19 protein-coding genes and 2 rRNA genes are annotated in these 20,514 nt (G+C 49.3%); 19 read left to right on the top strand and 2 right to left on the bottom strand.

Features of this window, described 5'->3' with window-relative positions:
• The 13 genes from DX130_RS26060 to DX130_RS26000 all read left to right on the top strand — a co-directional run.
• Positions 1–81, top strand: a 23S ribosomal RNA gene (locus DX130_RS26060); the annotation flags it as partial.
• A gap of 89 nt (positions 82–170) precedes the next feature.
• Positions 171–287: ribosomal RNA gene (gene rrf, locus DX130_RS26055) — 5S ribosomal RNA — on the top strand.
• A 638-nt stretch (positions 288–925) separates the two neighbouring features.
• On the top strand, positions 926–1,672 hold the full coding sequence (locus tag DX130_RS26050; RefSeq protein WP_116050338.1) for a GntR family transcriptional regulator: 747 nt from the start codon (positions 926–928) through the stop codon (positions 1,670–1,672).
• A 19-nt stretch (positions 1,673–1,691) separates the two neighbouring features.
• Complete coding sequence (locus DX130_RS26045) at positions 1,692–2,639, top strand: sugar phosphate isomerase/epimerase family protein (RefSeq protein WP_116050336.1); 948 nt, start codon at positions 1,692–1,694, stop codon at positions 2,637–2,639.
• A complete protein-coding gene (locus DX130_RS26040; RefSeq protein ID WP_165861456.1) occupies positions 2,639–3,862 on the top strand; it encodes a M20 family metallopeptidase in 1,224 nt (407 codons plus the stop codon). The genes DX130_RS26045 and DX130_RS26040 overlap by 1 nt, the downstream gene beginning before the upstream one ends.
• The gene (thrC, locus tag DX130_RS26035; RefSeq protein WP_116050332.1) at positions 3,859–5,052 is read left to right on the top strand and encodes a threonine synthase; all 1,194 of its coding nucleotides are present in this window, start codon (positions 3,859–3,861) and stop codon (positions 5,050–5,052) included. The genes DX130_RS26040 and thrC overlap by 4 nt, the downstream gene beginning before the upstream one ends.
• 2 nt (positions 5,053–5,054) lie before the next feature.
• Positions 5,055–6,398, top strand: a complete 1,344-nt coding sequence (locus DX130_RS26030) for an ABC transporter substrate-binding protein (RefSeq protein ID WP_116050330.1) — start codon at positions 5,055–5,057, stop codon at positions 6,396–6,398.
• An 83-nt stretch (positions 6,399–6,481) separates the two neighbouring features.
• Complete coding sequence (locus DX130_RS26025) at positions 6,482–7,366, top strand: carbohydrate ABC transporter permease (RefSeq protein WP_240644709.1); 885 nt, start codon at positions 6,482–6,484, stop codon at positions 7,364–7,366.
• Positions 7,367–7,408: 42 nt separating this feature from the next.
• The gene (locus DX130_RS26020; protein WP_206098892.1) at positions 7,409–8,212 is read left to right on the top strand and encodes a carbohydrate ABC transporter permease; all 804 of its coding nucleotides are present in this window, start codon (positions 7,409–7,411) and stop codon (positions 8,210–8,212) included.
• A 21-nt stretch (positions 8,213–8,233) separates the two neighbouring features.
• On the top strand, positions 8,234–9,310 hold the full coding sequence (locus DX130_RS26015) for a Gfo/Idh/MocA family protein (RefSeq protein ID WP_116050324.1): 1,077 nt from the start codon (positions 8,234–8,236) through the stop codon (positions 9,308–9,310).
• Positions 9,311–9,385: 75 nt separating this feature from the next.
• Positions 9,386–10,129 carry an MBL fold metallo-hydrolase gene (locus DX130_RS26010; protein ID WP_116050322.1) on the top strand — a complete coding sequence of 248 codons (744 nt, stop codon included), beginning with the start codon at positions 9,386–9,388 and terminating at the stop codon, positions 10,127–10,129.
• Between the two features lie 30 nt (positions 10,130–10,159).
• On the top strand, positions 10,160–10,891 hold the full coding sequence (locus tag DX130_RS26005; protein WP_116050320.1) for a sugar isomerase domain-containing protein: 732 nt from the start codon (positions 10,160–10,162) through the stop codon (positions 10,889–10,891).
• A 41-nt stretch (positions 10,892–10,932) separates the two neighbouring features.
• Positions 10,933–12,441 (top strand): xylulokinase, encoded by a 1,509-nt coding sequence (locus tag DX130_RS26000; protein ID WP_116050318.1) that lies wholly within the window; start codon positions 10,933–10,935, stop codon positions 12,439–12,441.
• A gap of 79 nt (positions 12,442–12,520) precedes the next feature.
• On the opposite strand, the gene DX130_RS25995 is transcribed toward DX130_RS26000, so the two are convergent.
• A complete protein-coding gene (locus tag DX130_RS25995; protein WP_116050316.1) occupies positions 12,521–13,165 on the bottom strand; it encodes a YitT family protein in 645 nt (214 codons plus the stop codon).
• Between the two features lie 154 nt (positions 13,166–13,319).
• Between DX130_RS25995 and DX130_RS25990 the strand changes: the two genes are divergently transcribed.
• The 6 genes from DX130_RS25990 (at position 13,320) to DX130_RS25965 (ending at position 19,587) form a co-directional block, all read left to right on the top strand.
• Positions 13,320–13,757, top strand: a complete 438-nt coding sequence (locus DX130_RS25990) for an Lrp/AsnC family transcriptional regulator (protein ID WP_116050314.1) — start codon at positions 13,320–13,322, stop codon at positions 13,755–13,757.
• 315 nt (positions 13,758–14,072) lie between these two features.
• Entirely contained in the window at positions 14,073–14,534 is a 462-nt protein-coding gene (locus DX130_RS25985; RefSeq protein WP_116050312.1) for a CtsR family transcriptional regulator, read from the top strand.
• Between the two features lie 15 nt (positions 14,535–14,549).
• On the top strand, positions 14,550–15,068 hold the full coding sequence (locus DX130_RS25980; protein WP_116050311.1) for a protein-arginine kinase activator protein McsA: 519 nt from the start codon (positions 14,550–14,552) through the stop codon (positions 15,066–15,068).
• A 30-nt stretch (positions 15,069–15,098) separates the two neighbouring features.
• Complete coding sequence (locus DX130_RS25975) at positions 15,099–16,184, top strand: protein-arginine kinase McsB (protein ID WP_116050309.1); 1,086 nt, start codon at positions 15,099–15,101, stop codon at positions 16,182–16,184.
• Positions 16,181–18,625, top strand: a complete 2,445-nt coding sequence (clpC, locus tag DX130_RS25970) for an ATP-dependent protease ATP-binding subunit ClpC (protein ID WP_116050307.1) — start codon at positions 16,181–16,183, stop codon at positions 18,623–18,625. The genes DX130_RS25975 and clpC overlap by 4 nt, the downstream gene beginning before the upstream one ends.
• Before the next feature lie 287 nt (positions 18,626–18,912).
• The gene (locus DX130_RS25965) at positions 18,913–19,587 is read left to right on the top strand and encodes a hypothetical protein (protein ID WP_116050306.1); all 675 of its coding nucleotides are present in this window, start codon (positions 18,913–18,915) and stop codon (positions 19,585–19,587) included.
• Positions 19,588–19,707: 120 nt separating this feature from the next.
• Here the strand turns inward: DX130_RS25965 and DX130_RS25960 are convergent, their stop codons facing one another.
• Positions 19,708–20,340 carry a hypothetical protein gene (locus DX130_RS25960; protein ID WP_116050304.1) on the bottom strand — a complete coding sequence of 211 codons (633 nt, stop codon included), beginning with the start codon at positions 20,338–20,340 and terminating at the stop codon, positions 19,708–19,710.
• Positions 20,341–20,514: the final 174 nt, after the last annotated feature.

Raw genomic sequence — 20,514 nt, 5'->3', positions numbered from 1 at the left:
ACGACGAGGTTGATAGGTTCGGGGTGGAAGCACAGCAATGTGTGGAGCTGACGAATACTAATCGGTCGAGGGCTTATCCTAATCGTTTGTGGTTCATACAAGCCACAGACAAGCTAAAGCGTAAAACAGCTACTTTCGTATCCAGTTTTCAAGGTGCAAACCCTTGATCGTTTGGTGATGACGGCGAAGGGGAACCACGCGTTCCCATACCGAACACGACCGTTAAGCCCTTCAGCGCCGATGGTACTTGGACCGCAGGGTCCTGGGAGAGCAGGACGTCGCCAAGCACAGATAACCTACCGCACTTTGTTGCGGTAGGTTTTTTGTTGTTCGTACAGATATAGCCTTGTACGAACGGCTTGGTGACTTCCCTCTCCCAACAGGGAGAGTGTCCGAACCTCTGATCGAAGCAGCTCGACGATGCCGGCCCGGCCTTAGCGGTAGGTTCAGACGCCGACCGTGAGGTAACGCTTCGCAGCCTATTCATCCGGTGCGGAATGGACATCGCCAAGCACAGAAGCCTACCTTAACGGATACGGTAGGCTTATTACTTTTAAGGAGCAAAAACTAAAGTTCAAAAGATCACTCTCCACGGGAGAGTGTATAAATTGCTTAAAGATCACCTGTTGCAGTCGCTGCAACAGGCTTTTTTGATGTGAAAATGTTGATAGCTACAACTTTTATAAAACAATAAGATTCAGCTAGAAATATGAATTATTATGTGAAATCGCAATCATTTTATTGAACTTTTAGAATATTTGAATTTATAACAACTATTTAAGCAGTGAAATTGTGCGAATTTAAAGGATTCCGAATTTTAACCATTAAAAAATTATATTGACAAATATGTGAGGCTTGAAATATATTAAACTCAACAACTGGTATAGATGACTACTTCACTATATGACGTGAATGGGGTGATGCCATGAAAGACTTGAAAGGTTTTATCGATCGCAATAGCGTACTGCCTCTTTACTTTCAAGTAAAGGAGTATTTGCGGAATCAGATTCAATCGGACCATTATAAGCCGGATGAGTTGATTCCTTCTGAACGTGAGTTGTCAGAAGAATTTGAGATTAATCGTTTGACAGTAAGGCAAGCCATTAATGAACTGGTACAGGAAGGTCTATTGTATCGCCAACGTGGTGTTGGTACATTCGTGTCCACGCCAAAAATTGAGCAGCCGCTAACGAAACTGACTAACTTTAGTACAGATATGCAGAATCGAGGGGCCGTTCCAGGCGCGCAGGTTGTATCCATACAAGTGATTCCTTCCAGCAAGCAAGTTGCCGCACAGCTTCAATTGGAGACAGGTGAAGAAGTACTGGAGATCGTACGGGTGCGTACGGCAGATGGCGAGCCGATGGCTTTAGAGCGCTCTTATCTTGTGTACGATCTGGCGAAACCGCTTCATGGCATGGATATGGAGAATGTCTCGTTATACGAAGTGCTGGAGAAGTTCTGCGGACTTAAGCTGGTGAAAGCGATTCAAACCATTGAGGTTGCTGCCGTCTATCCGGAAGAAGCCGGTATTCTCGAAATTGGACAACATGATGCTGCGATGCTGATCGAGAGGACCACTTATGCAGAAAGTTTGGAACGTCCGGTTGAATATGTAAGATCCCTGTATAGAGGAGATCGCTACAAGTTTACAATCGAAATGAACGTCTAGACATCTGAGGAGGAACAATATGAGTAATCATTTGAAGCTGTCGTTCGAGATTTGGCCAAACATGCCGTGGGGAAGACTGGAGATTGCAGGTCCTGCCTGGAACTCCTGGGGAGATAAATCACTAGAGTGGTGCATTAGACAAATCGCTTCCTACGGCTATGAGGGCTTCGATGTCATCTATCCGAAGATTCAAGAAATATTGCCTCATGAATATGACGACACAGTTAAGAAAGTACGCAAAGCAATGGACGAAACAGGACTGGCCTTCTCCTCTATCGGCTGTCATACCACCTTTGTAACGCCGCGTTACTTTGACCGCGATGCTGGTATCGCCAAATTCAAGAAAGCGATCGACGCTGCTTCCGATATGGGCGCAGGTACAGTCGTGACGCTAATTGGAGACGGTTACTACGATCCGCCGCTCTACAACCTGATGACGCGGAAAGAAGCATGGCATCAAGTGGTTACAGCGACACAAGAGGTTGCGGATTATGCCCGAACAAAAGGAATCGACGTCAGCATTGAATTGATCCAAGGTACCCTCATTAACAACATTGACGATATGCTGAAGCTGTTTGAACTGGTTGATCGTCCCAATGTCTATGCCTGTGTAGATGTGGGCACGTTCTATACAACCGTTAAGCCGCGCATGCCGATTAAGGAAGCGATACGCAAGTTAGGCGACCGAATTCGTGTCACGCATGTCAAAGACGAGGTTGGTTTCCCTAACATCATGCAATCTCAGCACGTATGGTTTGGCGCAGGCTTTGTCGATTTTCGTGAAATGGCGGAAGCGCTTAAGGAAGTCAACTTCCAGGGCTACAACTCCGTGGAGTGGGAAGGCTTCCAGACAGGGGGCTTGTACGGTGTCGGCGATCCTTCAGGCGTGAGCATGACAGACTTCGACAGAGTAGCTGAAGAATCCAAGGAATACCTCGAAGAATTCGGATGGGGCAAGCAAGGCTGATGAATCAGGATATGGCCGCCTCAGCCCCTGGAGAGCTTGAAGAGCTATTAGCAAGTCTCATTGCGATTGAGAGCCATAGCGAGGTACCCGAACAGGAGATGCGGTTAGCCGTATACATTCAACAGTGGTTTCAAGACCAGGGGATCGAATGCCAGCTGCAAGAGGCGATCCCCGGTCGTCCCAATGTGCTTGCACGGCTTGTTGGGAGTGGAGGAGGCCAATCCTTGCTCCTAAACGGTCATCTAGATACGGTTCCCCCTTATGGTATGAAAGGTCCGTTCAAGGCGATTCGAATCGGAGATCGACTGTATGGCAGAGGCAGCGTAGATATGAAAGGCGCACTTGCGGCCATGATGATGACTCTCGCATCTATTCACCGCAGCGGCGTTAGTATGGCTGGAGATGTCTTCTTTGCGGGAACAATCGGGGAAGAAACGTATAGCCCGGGTGCCTACCATCTGGCGCGCAGCGGTTTTCGAGCTGATTACGCTGTCGTCGGCGAGCCGACCGGTATGAGAGTCGGCATTGCGCATAAAGGAGTCGCCTGGTTTGAAGCGGATTTCGCAGGCCGCTCCGTCCACGGAAGCGTACCTGAGCAAGGCGTGAACGCGATCTATCGGGCCTCACGATGGATCAACTACATTCAGGATCATTATTTGCCGAAGTTGAAGCTTCGAAATCATCCGCTGCTCGGTTCTCCGTCTCTGAATATCGGGATGATACAGGGAGGAACCAGACCCGTTATCGTGCCGAACTATTGTGCCATTGGCTTTGAACGGCGCTTGTTGCCCGGAGAGACAGCCGAGTTGGCTTTGGCGGAACTGGAATTGACATTAGCCGCTGTTCGTGAAGAGCATCCCGACTTTGATGGAGGGATTCGCATCGCAGACAATTTTCACGGCGTACCGCATGGTCCAATGGGGACGAGCGCTGACAGTTTGCTGGTGAAAGCTATGCTGGAGGCTTATCAAACGGAGTTCGCAGCAGAGGATACACCGGTGAATGTTGAACCGATTGGATTACAATTTTGGACAGACGGAGCTTTGCTGCAAGAGATATGTCCTGAAATCATCGTGTGCGGACCCGGTAACATTGAACAGGCCCATTCGGATGAAGAGTATATTGAGCTTGGACAACTGCACAGCGCTTATCGAATGTATGTTCATTCTGCATTGGCCCTATCAGGACAGGCTGCATTGGGAGCGGAGGAAGAACGGCTATGAATACGTTTCGACCGGTATGCTGGTTTTGCGGAGAGACCTATGAGATAGAGCCCATCTATACTTGTCGTCGTTGCAAGGGGACTCTGGATATTCAATATGATTACAAGCAGGTTTTCAGCCAAGCCTATTTTCAACCATTGGCTTCCGCAGCAGGTAATGAGATTGGGAGATTTCGAGAGTTGCTTCCGGTATGGCCTAATCAGAGAATGATTACGCTCGGCGAGGGCGGTACGCCGCTTATTCGCACTAACAACCTATTCAATACAGGCAATAATCAATCTTTATTTCTAAAGTTGGAATCGGTTAATCCGACATTGGCTTTCAAAGACAGACCGCTCGCAGTTGCCATGACAGCAGCCGTACAATTTGGTTTGAACGAGGTTGTATGTGCTTCAACCGGCAATACAGGCGTGGCTGCCGCAGCCTATGCGGCACGTGCCGGATTGCGCTGTGCGATCTATGTGCCCGAGGGTACGCCAGAGGAGAAACGATCCGCGATGGAGCAGTACGGCGCAGTACTCCATACGGTGAAAGGTCATTATAGCGATGCCTACAGGGTCGCTGAAGAGATGGCTGCCGCACGACAAGCTTTTAATTTGACATCCACCTATATGAATCCTTATGCAGTAGAAGGCAACAAGACGGTTGCCTATGAGCTGGCCTTCCAGCTCGGCAAGGTACCAGATTGGATTATCGTACCGATTGGGGCAGGGCCCTTGTTATCCGGTATCTACAAAGGTTTTAAAGAAATGAAGTTGGCTGGATTTACGGACAAGCTGCCGCGTATGGCAGGCGTACAGGCGGAAGGCTGTGCTCCGATTGTGAGAGCGTTCCGCGATGAAGAGATTGACGTACAACCTTGGAGCGATCCGGCTCAGACGATCGCTTCGGGGATAGCCGATCCTTTGATAACTTATCCGGCGGATGGTACGCGCACCTTGTCCGTCATTCGAGAATCCGAGGGGATTGCACTGGCTATAGCGGATGAGGAATTAATCCGTTATCGCAGGCTGCTGGCGGAACGCGAAGGCGTGCTAGCCGAGCTGTCATCCGTGACAGCAGTTGCCGCAGCAGCGCAAATGCAGCAAACGGGCTTGCTTGAGCAGAGTGCCACCATAATATCGATTGTAACCGGGCATGGCCTTAAGGATATGTCCGCTGCAATAAATCATACAAAAGGGAGTGTCTAGTCATGAAAAGCAAAAAGTTTTTGCTGCTGATCGCACTGGTCATCGTGCTTCAAACGGTGTTGGCAGCATGCTCGTCGAATAGCGGCGGCTCGGAGGGAAATAAAGAGAAAAGCACCAATACGGGCGGTGCAGACAAAGTCACGGAAATTACGCTTTGGCACATGGAGGAGCCGCCTAATCGGGTGAAGCGATTCCAGGAAATTACGGATGCATTCAACAAAGCAAATCCGGACATCAAAGTGACACCACAAGTTCAAGGCTGGGGAGATGCGTATTCGAAATTCCCGGCGGCCATCATGACGGGCACAGGCCCGGACCTGCTCTTTACAATACCGGATTATACGACTCTGATCAAAGAACTGGGAGTGGTTCAACCCGTTGATGACATTATTGAGACCCTGAACAGCAAGCATGGTTTCTTGGATACAGCCCTTGAACCGTACAAGTATGACGGTCAGACTTGGGCAGTTCCGGTCTTCGGTATGGTTCAAGTGCTGTGGTATCGGAATGATCTGCTTCAAGCGGCTAACGTAGAGCCTCCAAAAACTTGGGCAGAGCTGAAGGCGGCTGCCGAGAAGCTGACCTCCGGCAACCAGTATGGCATTGCTCTTCCGGCATCGAAGTCGATGGCAACTGACCAGGTACTGTACAGCTTCCTAGTATCCGGCGGAGCCAAGCATGTCATCAATGGCAACAACGAGATCACATTCAATAATGAAAAAACCGTTGCGGCTTATCAAATGTATACCGATCTGTTGAAGTTTTCTCCGCCAGACAGCAACACGTATCAATGGGGCGAGCCGCAAGCGCTGTTCAACTCCGGCAGCGTGGCGATGGCGATCGAGAAGGGTCAATACTTGTCGACATTTGAAGCGGAATCGGGACGTCCTGCCTCCGATCTGGGTGTCGTGCCTATGCCGGTAGGGGAAGGCGGAGAGCAAGGAAGCATCTACTATTCCAACGGCATTATGGTTCTTACTAAAGATGAGGCGAAGAAAGAAGCAATCACAAAGTTCTTCGAATTCTTGTTTGAGCCTGAGACTTACGGCAGCTTTGTCAATGCGGAGCCGGGCCTGTTCCTTCCGGTTACGGAAGACGGCAGCAAGGCGGACAGCTTCTGGAATGATCCAGTTATTAGCAAATACAAGGATCAAGTTGAGGTACTGATCGAGGCTTCCAGCAAAGGAGCGCTGTTTGGCTTCACAGACGGCGTAGCAACAAAGATTGGCCAGATTGCTGGTCCTAACTATATGGCCCAAACGCTAGAGAATATCATCATAGCTGGCAAGTCAATTGAGGAATCAGTTGAATGGGGACAAGCTCAAATGGAAACTGCTGTGAAATAATTGGACGAGGGGTTTGATGGGCAGGGGTGTGAGGTATAGTCATGCCCCTTCTCATCCCTCCAGGGGAGTGAACAAGCTTGGAGATGTTAGGCAAAGGTAAAAGGTTTAACAAACTGCTGCCCTATCTGCTAGTTGCACCTATTGTGATTTGGATCGTGGTGACTATATTTATTCCTTTATTTAGTGTAATCAAAGAAAGCTTCTATAGCACTGGGTTTATCGGTACAAAAGGTACGTTCGTCGGATTGGATCAATACAAATCCACGTTAACGTCAAGCGCTTACTGGACGGCTTGGAAGAAGAGCTTGATATGGGTGTTTGGCAACGGCTTGATGCAGACAGTGCTTGCCTTCAGCGTAGCGTTGTTGTTAAACAAAGCATCGCGTATGACGAATTTCGCACGCAACTGGATAATCATCCCTTGGATTATACCGACAATTGTAGTCGCAATTTTTTGGCAATGGATATTTAACGGTTCCTACGGTATTTTTAACAACGTGCTACAATCGCTTCATCTTATTGACAAACCGATTAATTTGCTGGGCGACAGCTTCTGGTCCTTCCCGATCGTTATCTTTATTAATACCTGGCATTGGTTCCCGTTCATGGCGGTTATCGTATTGGCGGGTCTTTCCACCATTTCACAAGACATTTATGAGGCCGCCGATGTGGATGGCGCGAACGTATGGCAGAAATTCTGGCGAATTACGTTCCCTTCGCTTGGGAAGATCACGTTCGCGCTAGGACTTGTCGGCACACTATGGTCATTCAATATATTCGATACGATTTACATTTTAACGGGCGGCGGTCCGGCGGGAGCTTCTACGACTGTACCGGTCATGATCTATCAGCAGGCATTCGAGCAATTCAAGATCGGACAAGCTTCAGCAACCTCGATCATTACTGCTGTATTCCTGAGCATATTCGCTTTCTTCTTCCTCAAATACGCAGGGCCTAAGGAAGATTAGCAACAAGCTTATCTCATCGCTACCGGAAAGTTGGTGACTGTCGTGAAAATATTCCGATACATCATCGGTATATTGCTGACCTTTTTGATTGTCTTTCCCTTCTACTGGGTTATCGTATCTTCATTCAAGCCGGCCGATCAAATCTTGAAGCCGGATCTATTCCCCAAGACCTTTACACTTATTCATTATCAAGAACTGATTGAACAGACATCCTATTTGACGAATTTGTCCAACAGCATTATCGTCTCGATCGGCACGATGGCCATATCCGTACTCATCGTTATCCCGGCGAGCTTCGCGCTGTACCGGATGAAGTTCAAGGGACGCAAGTTTGTTAGCCGACTCATATTGGCTACGTATGTGTTTCCGGGCATCCTGCTGCTGGTTCCCGTTTATCAATTAATGGCCGATTTGAATCTGGTCAATTCTTTGCTGGGCTTGGTAGTCATCAATGTAACCTTCGCCGCGCCGTTCTCCGTATGGCTGATGCACGGATTTTTCGACAATGTGCCGATTGCGCTGGATGAGTCGGCAGCCATAGATGGTGCGGGCCGTATGCGGACATTGTTCCAGATTATATTGCCGCTCATTGGACCGGGCATCGCTACAATATCCGTGTATGCGTTCATTATGGCTTGGACGGAATTTGCATTCTCGTCGGTATTGATTAACAGCGATACGTTGCGTACGCTCCCAATTGGTCTTAACGCTATTATGGGTCAATATACGGTCCGCTGGGGCTGGACAACAGCTGGTGCGGTGCTTGCCTTGCTGCCGGTTGTCATCTTCTTCGCTTTTGTCGGCAAGTATTTCGTGAAAGGTCTTACGGCTGGTGCGGTCAAATAATCGGTTCATGGAGGTGTTGCCATGGAGAAGCTGCGTATCGGATTAATCGGAGCAGGACGATTCGGCAGGCTGCATGTGCGGGTGCTCCGCCAATTGGCTCATGTGGAAGTGGTTGCGATTGCGGATATCTATCAGCCTGTTCTTGAAGCAACAGCGGCGGAGTTTGGCATAAAAAGCGAGGATTGCTATCAAGATGCATTGGAGCTTATCAGAAGAGATGATCTGGATGCGGTAGATATCGTGTCCGATGAGCGGTCGCATGGTCCGCTAGTCATTGCGGCGTTGAAGTACGGCAAGCATGTCATTGTGGAAAAGCCGCTTTCCGTCACTAGCGAGGAGGCCCAGGCGATCCAGTATCTACAGGCTGAGACCAACCGGCAGGTGATGGTCGGCAATATCTCTCGCTTCAGCCAGCCTTATTATGCGATCAAGCGCAGCATTGACAGTGGCGTGCTGGGAAACGTGGCGACTATTCGCTCCAAACGGAATTTCAGCCGCTCATGGTTTCATTCCTTTGGCAACCGCGTGCATCCTGTGTATGAATCAGGGGTGCATGAGTTGGATCTTATCGTCTGGTACGCCGGCTGCAGATGTGTTCGGGTATCTGCATTTGAACGAAATATGAGCGGTTATGTACATCCTGATTTGTTCTCTGCCGTCCTGGTATTCGAGAATGGGCTGGTCGCTTCACTGGATTCCAGCTGGATGGTTCCTTCCGGCGGTCCGCAAAATTTGGTGGAGACATTAGAGCTGGACGGTACAATCGATGCCGAGATCGAAGTGATCGGGGATAAAGGGACAGCGAAGTTCAATCTAGCACATCCTGGCTTTACAATCTGGACGGATAGCGGATTGCAGCATCCGGAGACAACGTTATGGCCGACAGGACCAGAAGGAATTGGCGGTGCCATTCTGAGTGAGCTCACTCATTTTGTGAATCAGATTAGGAAGAACCAACCGTCGTCGATTATGCCGCTTTCTGATTCGGTGCATGTGATGGAAATTGCCGAAGCGATTGTGGATGCGGCCCGTATGGGGGAAACGGTCCAGCTTGCCGGGAACGGCATTAGAAAGTATCATCCCGGGAGTCCCAATTGAAGGCGCAACTTCGGAGATTGACGCTGGATCGGGCAGCTGTCGAACTCGCATGGATTGTGCAGGTCAAGGATTGAGATGAGGATAAGCAGAGATATTTACTTGATAGGAAGCGGGAAGCTGGGCTTCGACTGGACACATCCGGCCGACTGCAATGTCTATGCGGTGGATACGGGAGAAGGCATCGCGTTGATCGATAGCGGTACAGGCTTGTCCGTGGATGAGATGGCAAGCCATCTGGAAGAGCATCACATCAGCATGGCAGATGTGACACATATTCTGCTCACCCATCTGCATGCCGATCATTCTGGAGGGGCAGCGGAGATTGTTCGACGTACCGGCGCGCAGGTGGTCTTGCTGGATGAGGCGGCTCCCGTTCTTGAAGAGGGAGATGAGGCAGCAATCGACCTCCCCCGGGCCAGATTGGCTGGCTTCTATCCGCCGGACTATAGCTGGACGCCTTGCAAGGCCGCTATTCGAATCCAGGACGGGGAGCAGCTCACACTTGGCAATTATTCTTTCACCGCGATGCATACGCCGGGGCATTCACGCTACGACACCTGCTATTACATGGAAACAGCGGACGGGCCGGCCGTCTTGATTAGCGGAGACACGGTCATGTACGGAGGCAAAATATCAATGCTCAGTACGCATGATTTCTCCATTAGCGCTCTTGCTGCAAGTATAGAGCAGCTCGCAGCTTTGGAGCCGGAGATGCTGCTGCCGGGCCATGGACAGCCGGCATTGTCCCGGGCAGCAGAGCATATACACACAGCCTTTCGAATCTTTGGCACACTGGGCATTCCGCCAACTATCGGTTAACGGGGTTGGCAATCAGGAAGGGGTATTCATATGCTTGCTAGCAAATTTGTTCATGAAATTATTGGTCATATCCACTTGGTTGAGAAAGAAGAGAGCCATTCTATTCTGCAGGCAGCCGATTGGATTGCGGATTCTGTAGCCCGTGACGGGCTGGTCCATCTATTCGGTTGCGGTCATTCTCATCTGCTGGTAGAAGACTTTTTCTATAGAGCCGGGGGCATGGTGCCGGTCAATGCCATATTAGAGACAAGCATCATGCTTCACGAAGGAGCGGTCAAAAGCTCGAAGATTGAGCGGATGACAGGCTATGCTCCGGTCATTCTCGATAACTACAACGTCATGGCGGGCGAGGTCATCATTGTCATATCCAACTCCGGGATTAACAGCCTGCCAGTAGAGATGGCTCAAGCGGCCAAGGAACGAGGGTTGAAGGTTGTCGCCATTTGTTCTTCCGCTTACTTCAATGACGAGACCCGCCATCCGTCCGGCAAACGCCTGCGCGATATTGCAGATTTGGTTATTGACAATCATATGCCTCATGGGGACGCTTTGGTAGAGATTCCTGACTCCTCGATGAAGATGGCGTCTGGCTCGACAGTTATCGGCAGCGTCATTCTGAATATGATCATGACCAGCGTAGCGGAGAAGCTGGTCGAGCGGGGGATAGAACCCCCTGTATATGTCAGCGGCAACATACCGGGTGGTTTTGAGAAAAATCAGGTTTACATTGATAAATATAGAGAACGTATAAAACATTTATAAGAAGCGCCTGCGGGACATTTTGCGAAAGGGGGGGAGTGGAAATGAGAAGCGTGTCTTTGGTACTCAGCATTGATATCGGCTCCACAGCAGTGAAAGTCATTGCGATGACAAAGGAAGGCCGAATTGCGGCATCCGAATCGGGCCATTATCCAACGAGCTCCCCTCATCCGGGATGGGTGGAGCAAGATCCGGAATCCTGGTGGGAGGCAGCTTCTGCAGCGATCAGAGGATGTTTGGAGAAGGTCGGACCGGATGCTATAGGAGCCGTGTCCTTTTCCGGTCATATGAGTGCGCCTATTCTATTGGATGGGGACGGGAAAGCGGTCATGCCCAGCATTCTGATTGCCGATACACGCTCGCATAAAGAAACGGCGTTTCTCAGAGATCGATATAAGGCGGATTTCCTCCAATTAACAGGCAATGAACCGATTGATGCCTTTACCGTAGCGAAATTGCTATGGATCAAGAGGAAGCATCCTGAAGTGCTGGATCGCGCTTGCACACTGTTATTTCCAAAGGACTATATTCGGTACAAGTTGACGGGGCGGCTCGGAACGGACCAGACGGATGCGGGAAACAGCTTGCTGTACGATCATAGTAAAGGCGAATGGGCCATGGATCTCATTCAGGAGCTGGGACTGCCTGCACACCTCTTCCCGCAGATCCATGCCTCCTCTGAGATGGTCGGTTATGCAACCCGGGATGCTTCAGCCGTCACTGGACTGCTTGAAGGAACTCCGATTATTGCCGGAGGTGCCGATATGGCCTGCAGCCAGCTCGGGACGGGTGCCGTTCGAACAGGTACGCTGGCCATTACATTAAGTACATCGGCACAGGTAGTGATGAGGGTGGATTCGACCTTTTCCTCCGGCGCAGGTAAAGTAACCTATCATCCCTCTGCTATTCCGGGAACGTTGTATGCGATGGGTTCTGTTTTTACCGGAGGGCTGGGGATCGATTGGGCTTATCGACTATTAACGGGGAAAAAGAGGCTGGCATCGGAGGATTACGCGGCAATCAACGAGCTATGCGAAGGCATGAAGGCTATTGTTCCCGGCAGTGCCAATGTAATGTTCCTTCCTTTTCTAGTGGGAAGCGGGACACCTCATTTTGACGCCTATGATAGAGCGACTTGGATCGGGTTATCAACGGGACAGTCACCAGAACTGCTTATGCATTCCGTGATGGAGGGCATTACGTTTAATATTCGTGAAAGCATGGAAGTATTCGAGGCGGATGGCCACGCGATTGACAAGGTTCATCTGGGTGGAGGCGGCAGCCGGAATGCAGTATGGAGCAATATGATTGGCGATGTGCTGGGCAAAAACCTGTCTCTCCTGCACAATCGCGATGCCGCTGCAATAGGTGCTGCTATGCTGGCGGGTGTTGGTTCGGGCATGTGCACGATGGAAGATATCATGACGCAGAAACTTGTAAGCGTCTCAGAACCTATCACGTATTCATCAGACCGGAATCAAGCCTATGATTCTATCTACGCCAGATATCTCAAAGCCTATCGGGCGCTGAATGAATGGTACAGGCAGGAATAAGCTTTATGAACGATATAAAGAAGGAATCCCTCATGCATGATACGCATGCTTAGGGATTCCTTTTTGCCTTTTGGAAGGCTTAATTAACGGGTACGGTATGAATGGCTCTGGATTCCGGCGGTTTGGCGGTAGTAAGTTTCCGCTTGAGCAATGCCAGAACAGTCGAAGTGACAGTGATCGATAGAACGGATAGTAGTCCGTTTGTCAGCGAGTAGACAAAGAGACTGGACGCGATAACGATAAAGTCGAAGATGAAATTGCTTTTGCCGGGATTAATACCATGCTTTCGATGGAGATACAGCGCCAGAATGGTAGCTCCGCCTAGCGAGGCGCCATTCCGGAACAATCCGATCAATCCGACTCCGATAAAAGCTCCGCCAATGATGGCGCCAGGAAGCGCCGGGATCGTGAATGCGGGCAGCAAGCTATCCAGTGAGCTCAGTCCGGTAAGAAGAGCAATCGCGGCCATCGTGGTGAACGTAAAGGATTTGCCCATATAAAAGTACGAAAAGACAAAGAACGGCAAGTTGAGTAAAGCGAACATGTAGTGGAACGGAATGCTTAACATGGGAGATAAGCTGAGGGCTAGACCTGCCGTTCCCCCAGTGACAACTCCGGAATGCTTTAATAGGACCAGTCCACCAGCTGTAACGAAGCATCCTATTGCAATATGAAGCCATTTCCACAAGGATGCCTTCACTTTGTAGCATGAAAACAACAACATTTTGCATGCACCACCTGCATAAGGTTTATATAAATTAGAATACAGCAGGTTTAATTGAGGTTATATGTTAATCTGAACGATTTTCATGTTAATATAGATAACATTGAATCTTATTTGCAGGAATGACAAGCAAAGTGAAAGGTGGCTTACAAAGATGGACCATTTGGACCGAACTCTCTTGAAATTGTTGCAAGAAGATGGGCGCATGACGGTAAGCGAGCTTTCCAAAAAATTGGCCTTAAGCAGGCCCAGCGTGTCGGAGAGGCTTCTCCGTCTGCAAGAGAAAGGGGCTATTACCGGCTTCGCGGCAAGGGTGTCGCCAGCTGCCCTTGGAAGGAACATTCAAGTCATTATTCAAATTAGCGAGCTGAAGGTATCGCCTAGCGACTTTGATAAGCGTATCGTTCTGGATTCAGATATCCTGGAGTGCCATCGTGTCACGGGAACGGTCAGTTATATATTGAAAGCGGCTGTCACCGGGATGGATGCGCTTAGCTTGCTGGTGGAGCGGCTCATGCCGTTCGGCAATGTCAATACGTCGGTCATTCTCTCTTCGCCGGTTATGAATCCGGTTGTGCTGCCCAAAGAATAGCTGGCAGGCTGTTATTGTCATGCTTGCGGTTTGCGGAGCCAGCGGTGAACAGGAGCGGAAGGGGACTTTTAATCCAATCGTCGTTAAATACAGGTATAAACCAAGCTTCGGCGCATCAAGCTAGATAGTAGCGATGTGCCGATTTTTACATCTCTATAAATATTCAGAAAATTTAAACTCCGTTGTATTGACCTCCAGTAAATTTTGCGTATAATAAAGTTAAAGTCAAAGAAAGTCAAAGTCAGTGGAGGTGGAAGTCAGCTTCTTTCTCGACGAAAGACTTTCGTTTGGCGCAAGATCAGGGAGGTTGGTGGTTTGCGTAACATTTCCGATCTCATTGAACAGTATTTGAAGCATATGCTGGATGACAGCGGCGAAAGCGCCGTAGAGATTCAGCGCAACGAGCTCGCGGATAAGTTTTCTTGCGTCCCGTCGCAGATCAATTATGTGATCAGTACCCGGTTTACGCTGGAGAAAGGCTACATGGTTGAAAGCAAGCGCGGAGGCGGGGGTTACATTCGAATCCAACGTGTTAACTTGCCGGCGCTGAAGACAATCCAGTACCACATTGAGCAGACCGTAGGGAATAGCGTCGATCAGGGAGCCGCTGAAGGGCTGATTTATCAGCTTCTGGAAGCAGGACTCATTACGAAGCGAGAGGCGAATCTGCTGGGTGCGGCCATCCATCGCGATACGATAGCGCTTATGCTGCCCATGCGCGATGAGATACGTGCAAGACTTCTGCGTTCGATGCTGATTTCGCTACTGGTCAAATAGGAAGGGGGACGTGTTTTGTTCTGCCAAGAATGCGGCAAGAGGCCGGCTACGCTTCATTTTACGAAAATTGTGAATGGCGAGAAGACGGAGTTCCATATTTGCGAAAGCTGCGCCCGTGAGAAGGGCGAAGGCATTCCAGGCACACCGAACAGCTTCTCCATTCATAGCCTTCTCTCCGGATTGCTTGATTTCAATTCGCCGAGTTCGGCAGCGCCAGAATCGACGCCGCACCCCGTACACTGCGAGGAATGCGGGTTAACGTATGCGCAATTCAGCAAGATCGGCCGATTCGGGTGCAGCTCTTGCTACAGCGCATTCTCTGATCGACTCGATCCGCTGCTCAAGCGAGTACACAGCAGCACGACCCATAGCGGCAAAATTCCGAAGCGTTCCGGTGGACAGATTCAATGCAAGCGAGAGATTGAGCAGCTTAGGAAAGATATGCACAGTTATATTGAACAAGAGGAATTCGAGAACGCGGCCGAGCTTCGGGATCGCATACGCGAACTGGAGCGGAAGCTTGCTGAACTGTAGTTATAGCTATGACGCAAAGGAGTGAGCCTGTTGACGAAGCATCGATTCTCAGAGGATGCGCTCAGCGATTGGATGAGGGGCGCGGGTCCCGATTCTGACGTGGTCATTAGCAGCAGAGTGCGTGTGGCGCGCAATTTGCGTCATCAGCCGTTCCCTCTGCTGGCAACTGGCGAGCAGGCGACGGAAGTGCTGGATCAGCTTGCCGAGGTAAGTTTATCGGGGCAACTGAACGCATACGGCAGCTTCGATACGATATTGCTCTCCGATCTTAGCGAGCTGGATAAGCGAGTACTTGTGGAGAAGCATCTGATTAGCCCGAATCTGGCTAATGAGTCACGCGGGGGCGCCGTTATTCTGAGTGAAGACGAAGCAGTTAGCATCATGATTAACGAAGAAGACCATTTGCGCATCCAATGTTTGTATCCCGGATTTCAGATCGGCGAAGCATGGACGTTGGCGAGCGGAATTGACGATATATTTGAGGAAGCGGCAGATTACGCGTTCGATGAGAAGCGCGGCTATCTCACAACCTGTCCGACGAATGTGGGAACGGGCATACGGGCATCCGTCATGATGCATTTGCCGGCATTAGTTTTGACGCAGCATATTAACCGGATCTTAACGGCTGTTACGCAAGTGGGATTAGCGGTTAGAGGATTGTATGGGGAAGGCAGCGAGGCGCTAGGCAATCTGTTCCAAATCTCCAATCAGACGACGCTAGGTCAGTCTGAAGATGAGATCATCGAGAACCTGCACGGTGTCGCGAAGCAAATTATCGAGCATGAACGAGCGGCGAGGAAGCGGCTGTTGGAAGAATCGCGGATGAGAATTGAAGACCGGGTGAGAAGATCATACGGGATTTTGTCTCATGCTGTGATTATGGATTCCAAGGAAGCGGCACAGCGTCTGTCAGATGTCAGGCTCGGAGCAGACCTTGGTCTGCTGAAGGATGTAACGCCGCAAGTGCTGAATGAATTGCTCGTTATGACCCAGCCGGGTTTCTTGCAACAGGCTTTCAATGAGAAGATGAATGCCGAGCAGCGAGATTACCGAAGGGCGGAGCTTATACGGGGCCAATTAAGCGGCAAAAATGATCATGGGGGTGTTGAACAATGATGTTCGGTAGATTCACGGAACGTGCGCAGAAGGTACTGGCGCTTGCACAAGAGGAAGCGGTACGTCTCGGACATAACAATATAGGCACAGAGCATATTTTGCTAGGATTGATTCGGGAAGGGGAAGGCATTGCAGCCAAAGCACTAATTGGGCTTGGTCTAGGTCTGGAGAAAATTCAGGACGAAGTAGAAGCGTTGATCGGTCGTGGACAGGAACAGCCGAACAATATCGCCTACACGCCAAGAGCGAAAAAAGTCATTGAGCTATCGATGGATGAAGCCAGAAAGCTGGGCCATACCTACGTAGGCACAGAGCATATCCTTCTTGGCCTTATTCGTGAAGGCGAAGGCGTGGCGGCACGCGTGCTGAACAATCTCGGCATCAGCTTGAACAAGGCTCGTCAGCAAGTGCTTCAATTGCTTGGCAGCAGCGAAGCGGTATCCAGCAACCATGGATCGCAAGCCAATGTCAGCACGCCTACGCTGGACGGACTCGCGAGAGACTTGACGGCTTATGCGAAGGAAGGCAACCTTGACCCGGTTATCGGTCGCAGCAAAGAAATTGAACGTGTCATCCAGGTACTTAGCCGTCGTACTAAAAACAACCCGGTTCTGATAGGCGAGCCAGGTGTTGGTAAGACAGCAATTGCCGAAGGACTGGCGCAGAAGATTATCGCTAACGAAATTCCGGAGACACTGCGCGATAAGCGCGTCATGACGCTGGATATGGGCTCAGTCGTTGCTGGTACGAAGTACCGTGGCGAGTTCGAGGACCGTTTGAAAAAAATTATGGATGAGATCCGCCAAGCGGGCAACATCATTCTGTTCATTGACGAGCTGCATACGCTGATCGGCGCGGGCGGCGCGGAGGGCGCAATTGACGCCTCCAACATTCTGAAGCCGTCGCTTGCGCGCGGCGAGCTGCAGTGCATCGGCGCGACAACACTGGATGAATACCGCAAATATATCGAGAAAGATGCCGCTTTGGAGCGTCGCTTCCAGCCGATTACGGTAGATCAGCCTTCTGTAGAAGAAGCGATTCAGATTTTGCATGGTCTTCGCGATCGTTATGAAGCGCATCATCGTGTGAAAATTACGGACGAATCCATCGTGCAAGCAGTAAAGCTGTCTGATCGTTATATTACGGATCGGTTCTTGCCTGACAAAGCTATCGACTTGATCGACGAAGCCAGTTCGAAAGTAAGGCTGAATTCCTATACCGTTCCGCCTAACCTGAAGCAACTAGAGAACCGTCTGGAGGATATCCGCAAGGAGAAAGACGCAGCGGTACAAAGTCAAGAGTTCGAGAAAGCTGCTGCGCTGCGTGATACGGAGCAAAAGATCCGGGAAGAGCTAGATGTGACGAAGAACCAATGGAAAGAAAAACAAGGACGTACCGATTCCGAGGTTACACCGGAGGATATCGCTCAAGTTGTCGCAAGCTGGACCGGTATTCCGGTTAGCAAGCTGGCGGAAGAAGAGACCGAGCGCCTGTTGAGGATGGAATCCATTCTTCACGACCGCGTTATCGGTCAAGAGGAAGCGGTCAAATCCGTCTCCCGTGCGATCAGACGCGCCAGAGCGGGTCTGAAAGATCCGAAGCGTCCAATCGGCTCCTTCATCTTCCTAGGTCCTACAGGTGTCGGTAAGACGGAGCTGGCACGCGCCTTGGCGGAAGCGATGTTCGGCGATGAGAATGCCGTAATCCGTATCGATATGTCGGAATATATGGAGAAGCATTCCACCTCTAGACTCGTAGGCGCTCCTCCGGGATATGTCGGCTATGAAGAAGGCGGCCAGTTGACCGAGAAGGTTCGCCGCAAGCCATACTCCGTTGTCTTGCTTGATGAGATTGAGAAGGCGCATCCGGAAGTATTCAACATCTTGCTGCAAGTGCTGGAGGACGGCAGACTGACGGATTCCAAAGGCCGCGTCGTAGACTTCCGCAACACGCTGATCATCATGACGTCGAATGTCGGCGCCGATCAGATCAAGAAGAACTCGTCCCTGGGCTTCACAGCTGTACAGGACGCAGGACGTGACTTCGCAGTAATGAAGGACAAAGTCATGGCTGAGCTGAAGAAGAGCTTCCGTCCGGAGTTCCTGAACCGGATTGACGAGACGATTGTGTTCCACTCGCTGGGCGAAGAACATATCGCTCAGATCGTGACTCTGATGTCCGACGAGCTTCGCAAGCGTCTGCGCGAACAGGAAGTAGACTTCACGCTCACCGACACGGCGAAGGCATTTCTCGCGAAGGAAGGCTACGATCCGCAATACGGCGCGCGTCCATTGCGCCGGGCGATCCAGAAGCATATCGAGGACCGACTGTCCGAAGATCTGCTGATGGGACTGATTCAGAAAGGCGATACCTTCGTGATCGACGAGAAGGATGGCGCTTTGATCGTATCCAAGGCCGTGAAGCAACCGGCCAACAACTAAGGTATCCAAGGCTGTGAAGCAATCGGTATTGAGCTATCGGTGATTAGACAGTATAGAGAGCTACAAGCAATGGATGAAGCCCCGTATTTCGCAAAGTGCGAAATGCGGGGCTATTTCATGTTTATTCTCAAGTATGTAGATAACGAATTTTACTGAGTATGAAACATTAGTAGAATTTGTGATGTCTATAAATAATATGGAATTAATATCCTCCAATCGGGGAATTGACGTTATGGATGATTGCTGAGGCATTATCTTCAATATCAATAAAGGAGGCGAGTAGAGTTATGAGAAAACTTCTAGCGATGCTACTCACAATGATTATAATTGCTGTTATAGCCGGATGTGGTACAGAGCAGAAGGTGCCTTCCACGAATGCAGGAATCGAAGTGGATAAACAAACTTACCCTGATGAATCAGAAACTTCGAGTTACGACGATGAACCGATATACCCAGGTGAAGCATATCACCCTAACTTTAATGAAACATTACAGGCACAGACATTCCCTGCTTTAGTGAATTCAAAGGTTAAGGAGAATTTATCGAACTTGTCAGCGGAACAAGCCTTCGAGTGGGTAAAGGAAGCTGAGCTTACGTATCAAACGACAATGTATAGGCATGCTGCATATACAGAAGAACAACGAGCGGAAATCCTGTCATGGCTGCAAAACTATATGTCAGAAGAGGTAATTCAACAACGAGCCGGAAAAGCATTTCACCCTGTAGAAGGCGGGTATCGAATTATTGCTGCATACTATTTTCAAGACTTTAATATCGTTTCAATAGAAAATGTGGTTCATCTCGATGTGAAGCAAAAGGACAATGTGACTACACTTATTGCGGAACTTGTTGTCATGGTGGAACAGCCTATTACCGTCGTATACAAAATCACTACGACAGACGGTGTCTCCAAGCTGACAGGTTATCAGTTTGAACTGGGGCCGGTGAATTACAATAATTAAAAATAAATTTAATGATGGTAGCAGGTATGCCCACATAAACGGTTAAGAGGAGACGGCCAAGTACGACTGCTATAAGGGGAGGATGAAGTTTTTTTACCTTACCTAAAAAGAACGAATCGATTACTTCGTGACAGGAAGCTGCGTTGCTGAGGGTGATACATTCTTGTTTTCATCTAGCAGACTGATGCTGACCTGATTACCTGCGTTGTCTGTGAAGACATGTTTTATGTCATTATACAAGATATAGATGGCTTCATTTTTTGCTTCGTCTGTAAAATAAATCGTTCGACTAATTCCGCTTCCACCTTCCCAGTCCGGCGCGCCGGCAATCTCATTAAAGGAGAAGGAGATATCGATAACATCTTTACTCTTTGACCCATTTATTATTTCCTTTGCGCTTGTAAAAGTTAGCCTTTGTTGGTCCTTTGGAAGCTTTCCAATGATCTGTAGAGCTTCTCTTTTCCACACACCTATTCCGAGACTTTTATCTTTTTCTAATCCTAACAGTTGATCGACTTGTGTTTGATTGTGGGCCTCTTTGACGTATTGTTCATTGCTGGATTCCGTTGTGGATTCCATTTCGATAGTTTGATCGGCACTCTGCTTTTCTAGAATGCTTTGGTTAACATGGTCATCAGCGTCTTTCATCCAAAATGGAGTCAACTGGGATGGATTTGCCCATACTATAGCCGTAGAAGTAATAAGAAATACAATAAAAGCTCCGAAGATGATCTTCTTTTTAAAACTCTTCATTTTTTCATCTCCTTATTTATCCGATTATGAATAACGTCTAATATTCAATGTGTTTTGTATCATGCTAAAAACGAATATAATAAGACTGAATCTAGTCACGCAGCTGATGCTTTTATTATATATGTCTTGAGGGAGCTTGGTATTAATTTGAAGGAATCGTTTTCACCAGCATAA

The organism is Paenibacillus paeoniae (assembly GCF_003388735.1).
Taxonomy (GTDB): Bacteria; Bacillota; Bacilli; order Paenibacillales; family Paenibacillaceae; genus Pristimantibacillus; species Pristimantibacillus paeoniae.
Note: the sequence above shows the minus strand (reverse complement) of the source record. Positions and strands in the feature narration are given on the sequence as shown.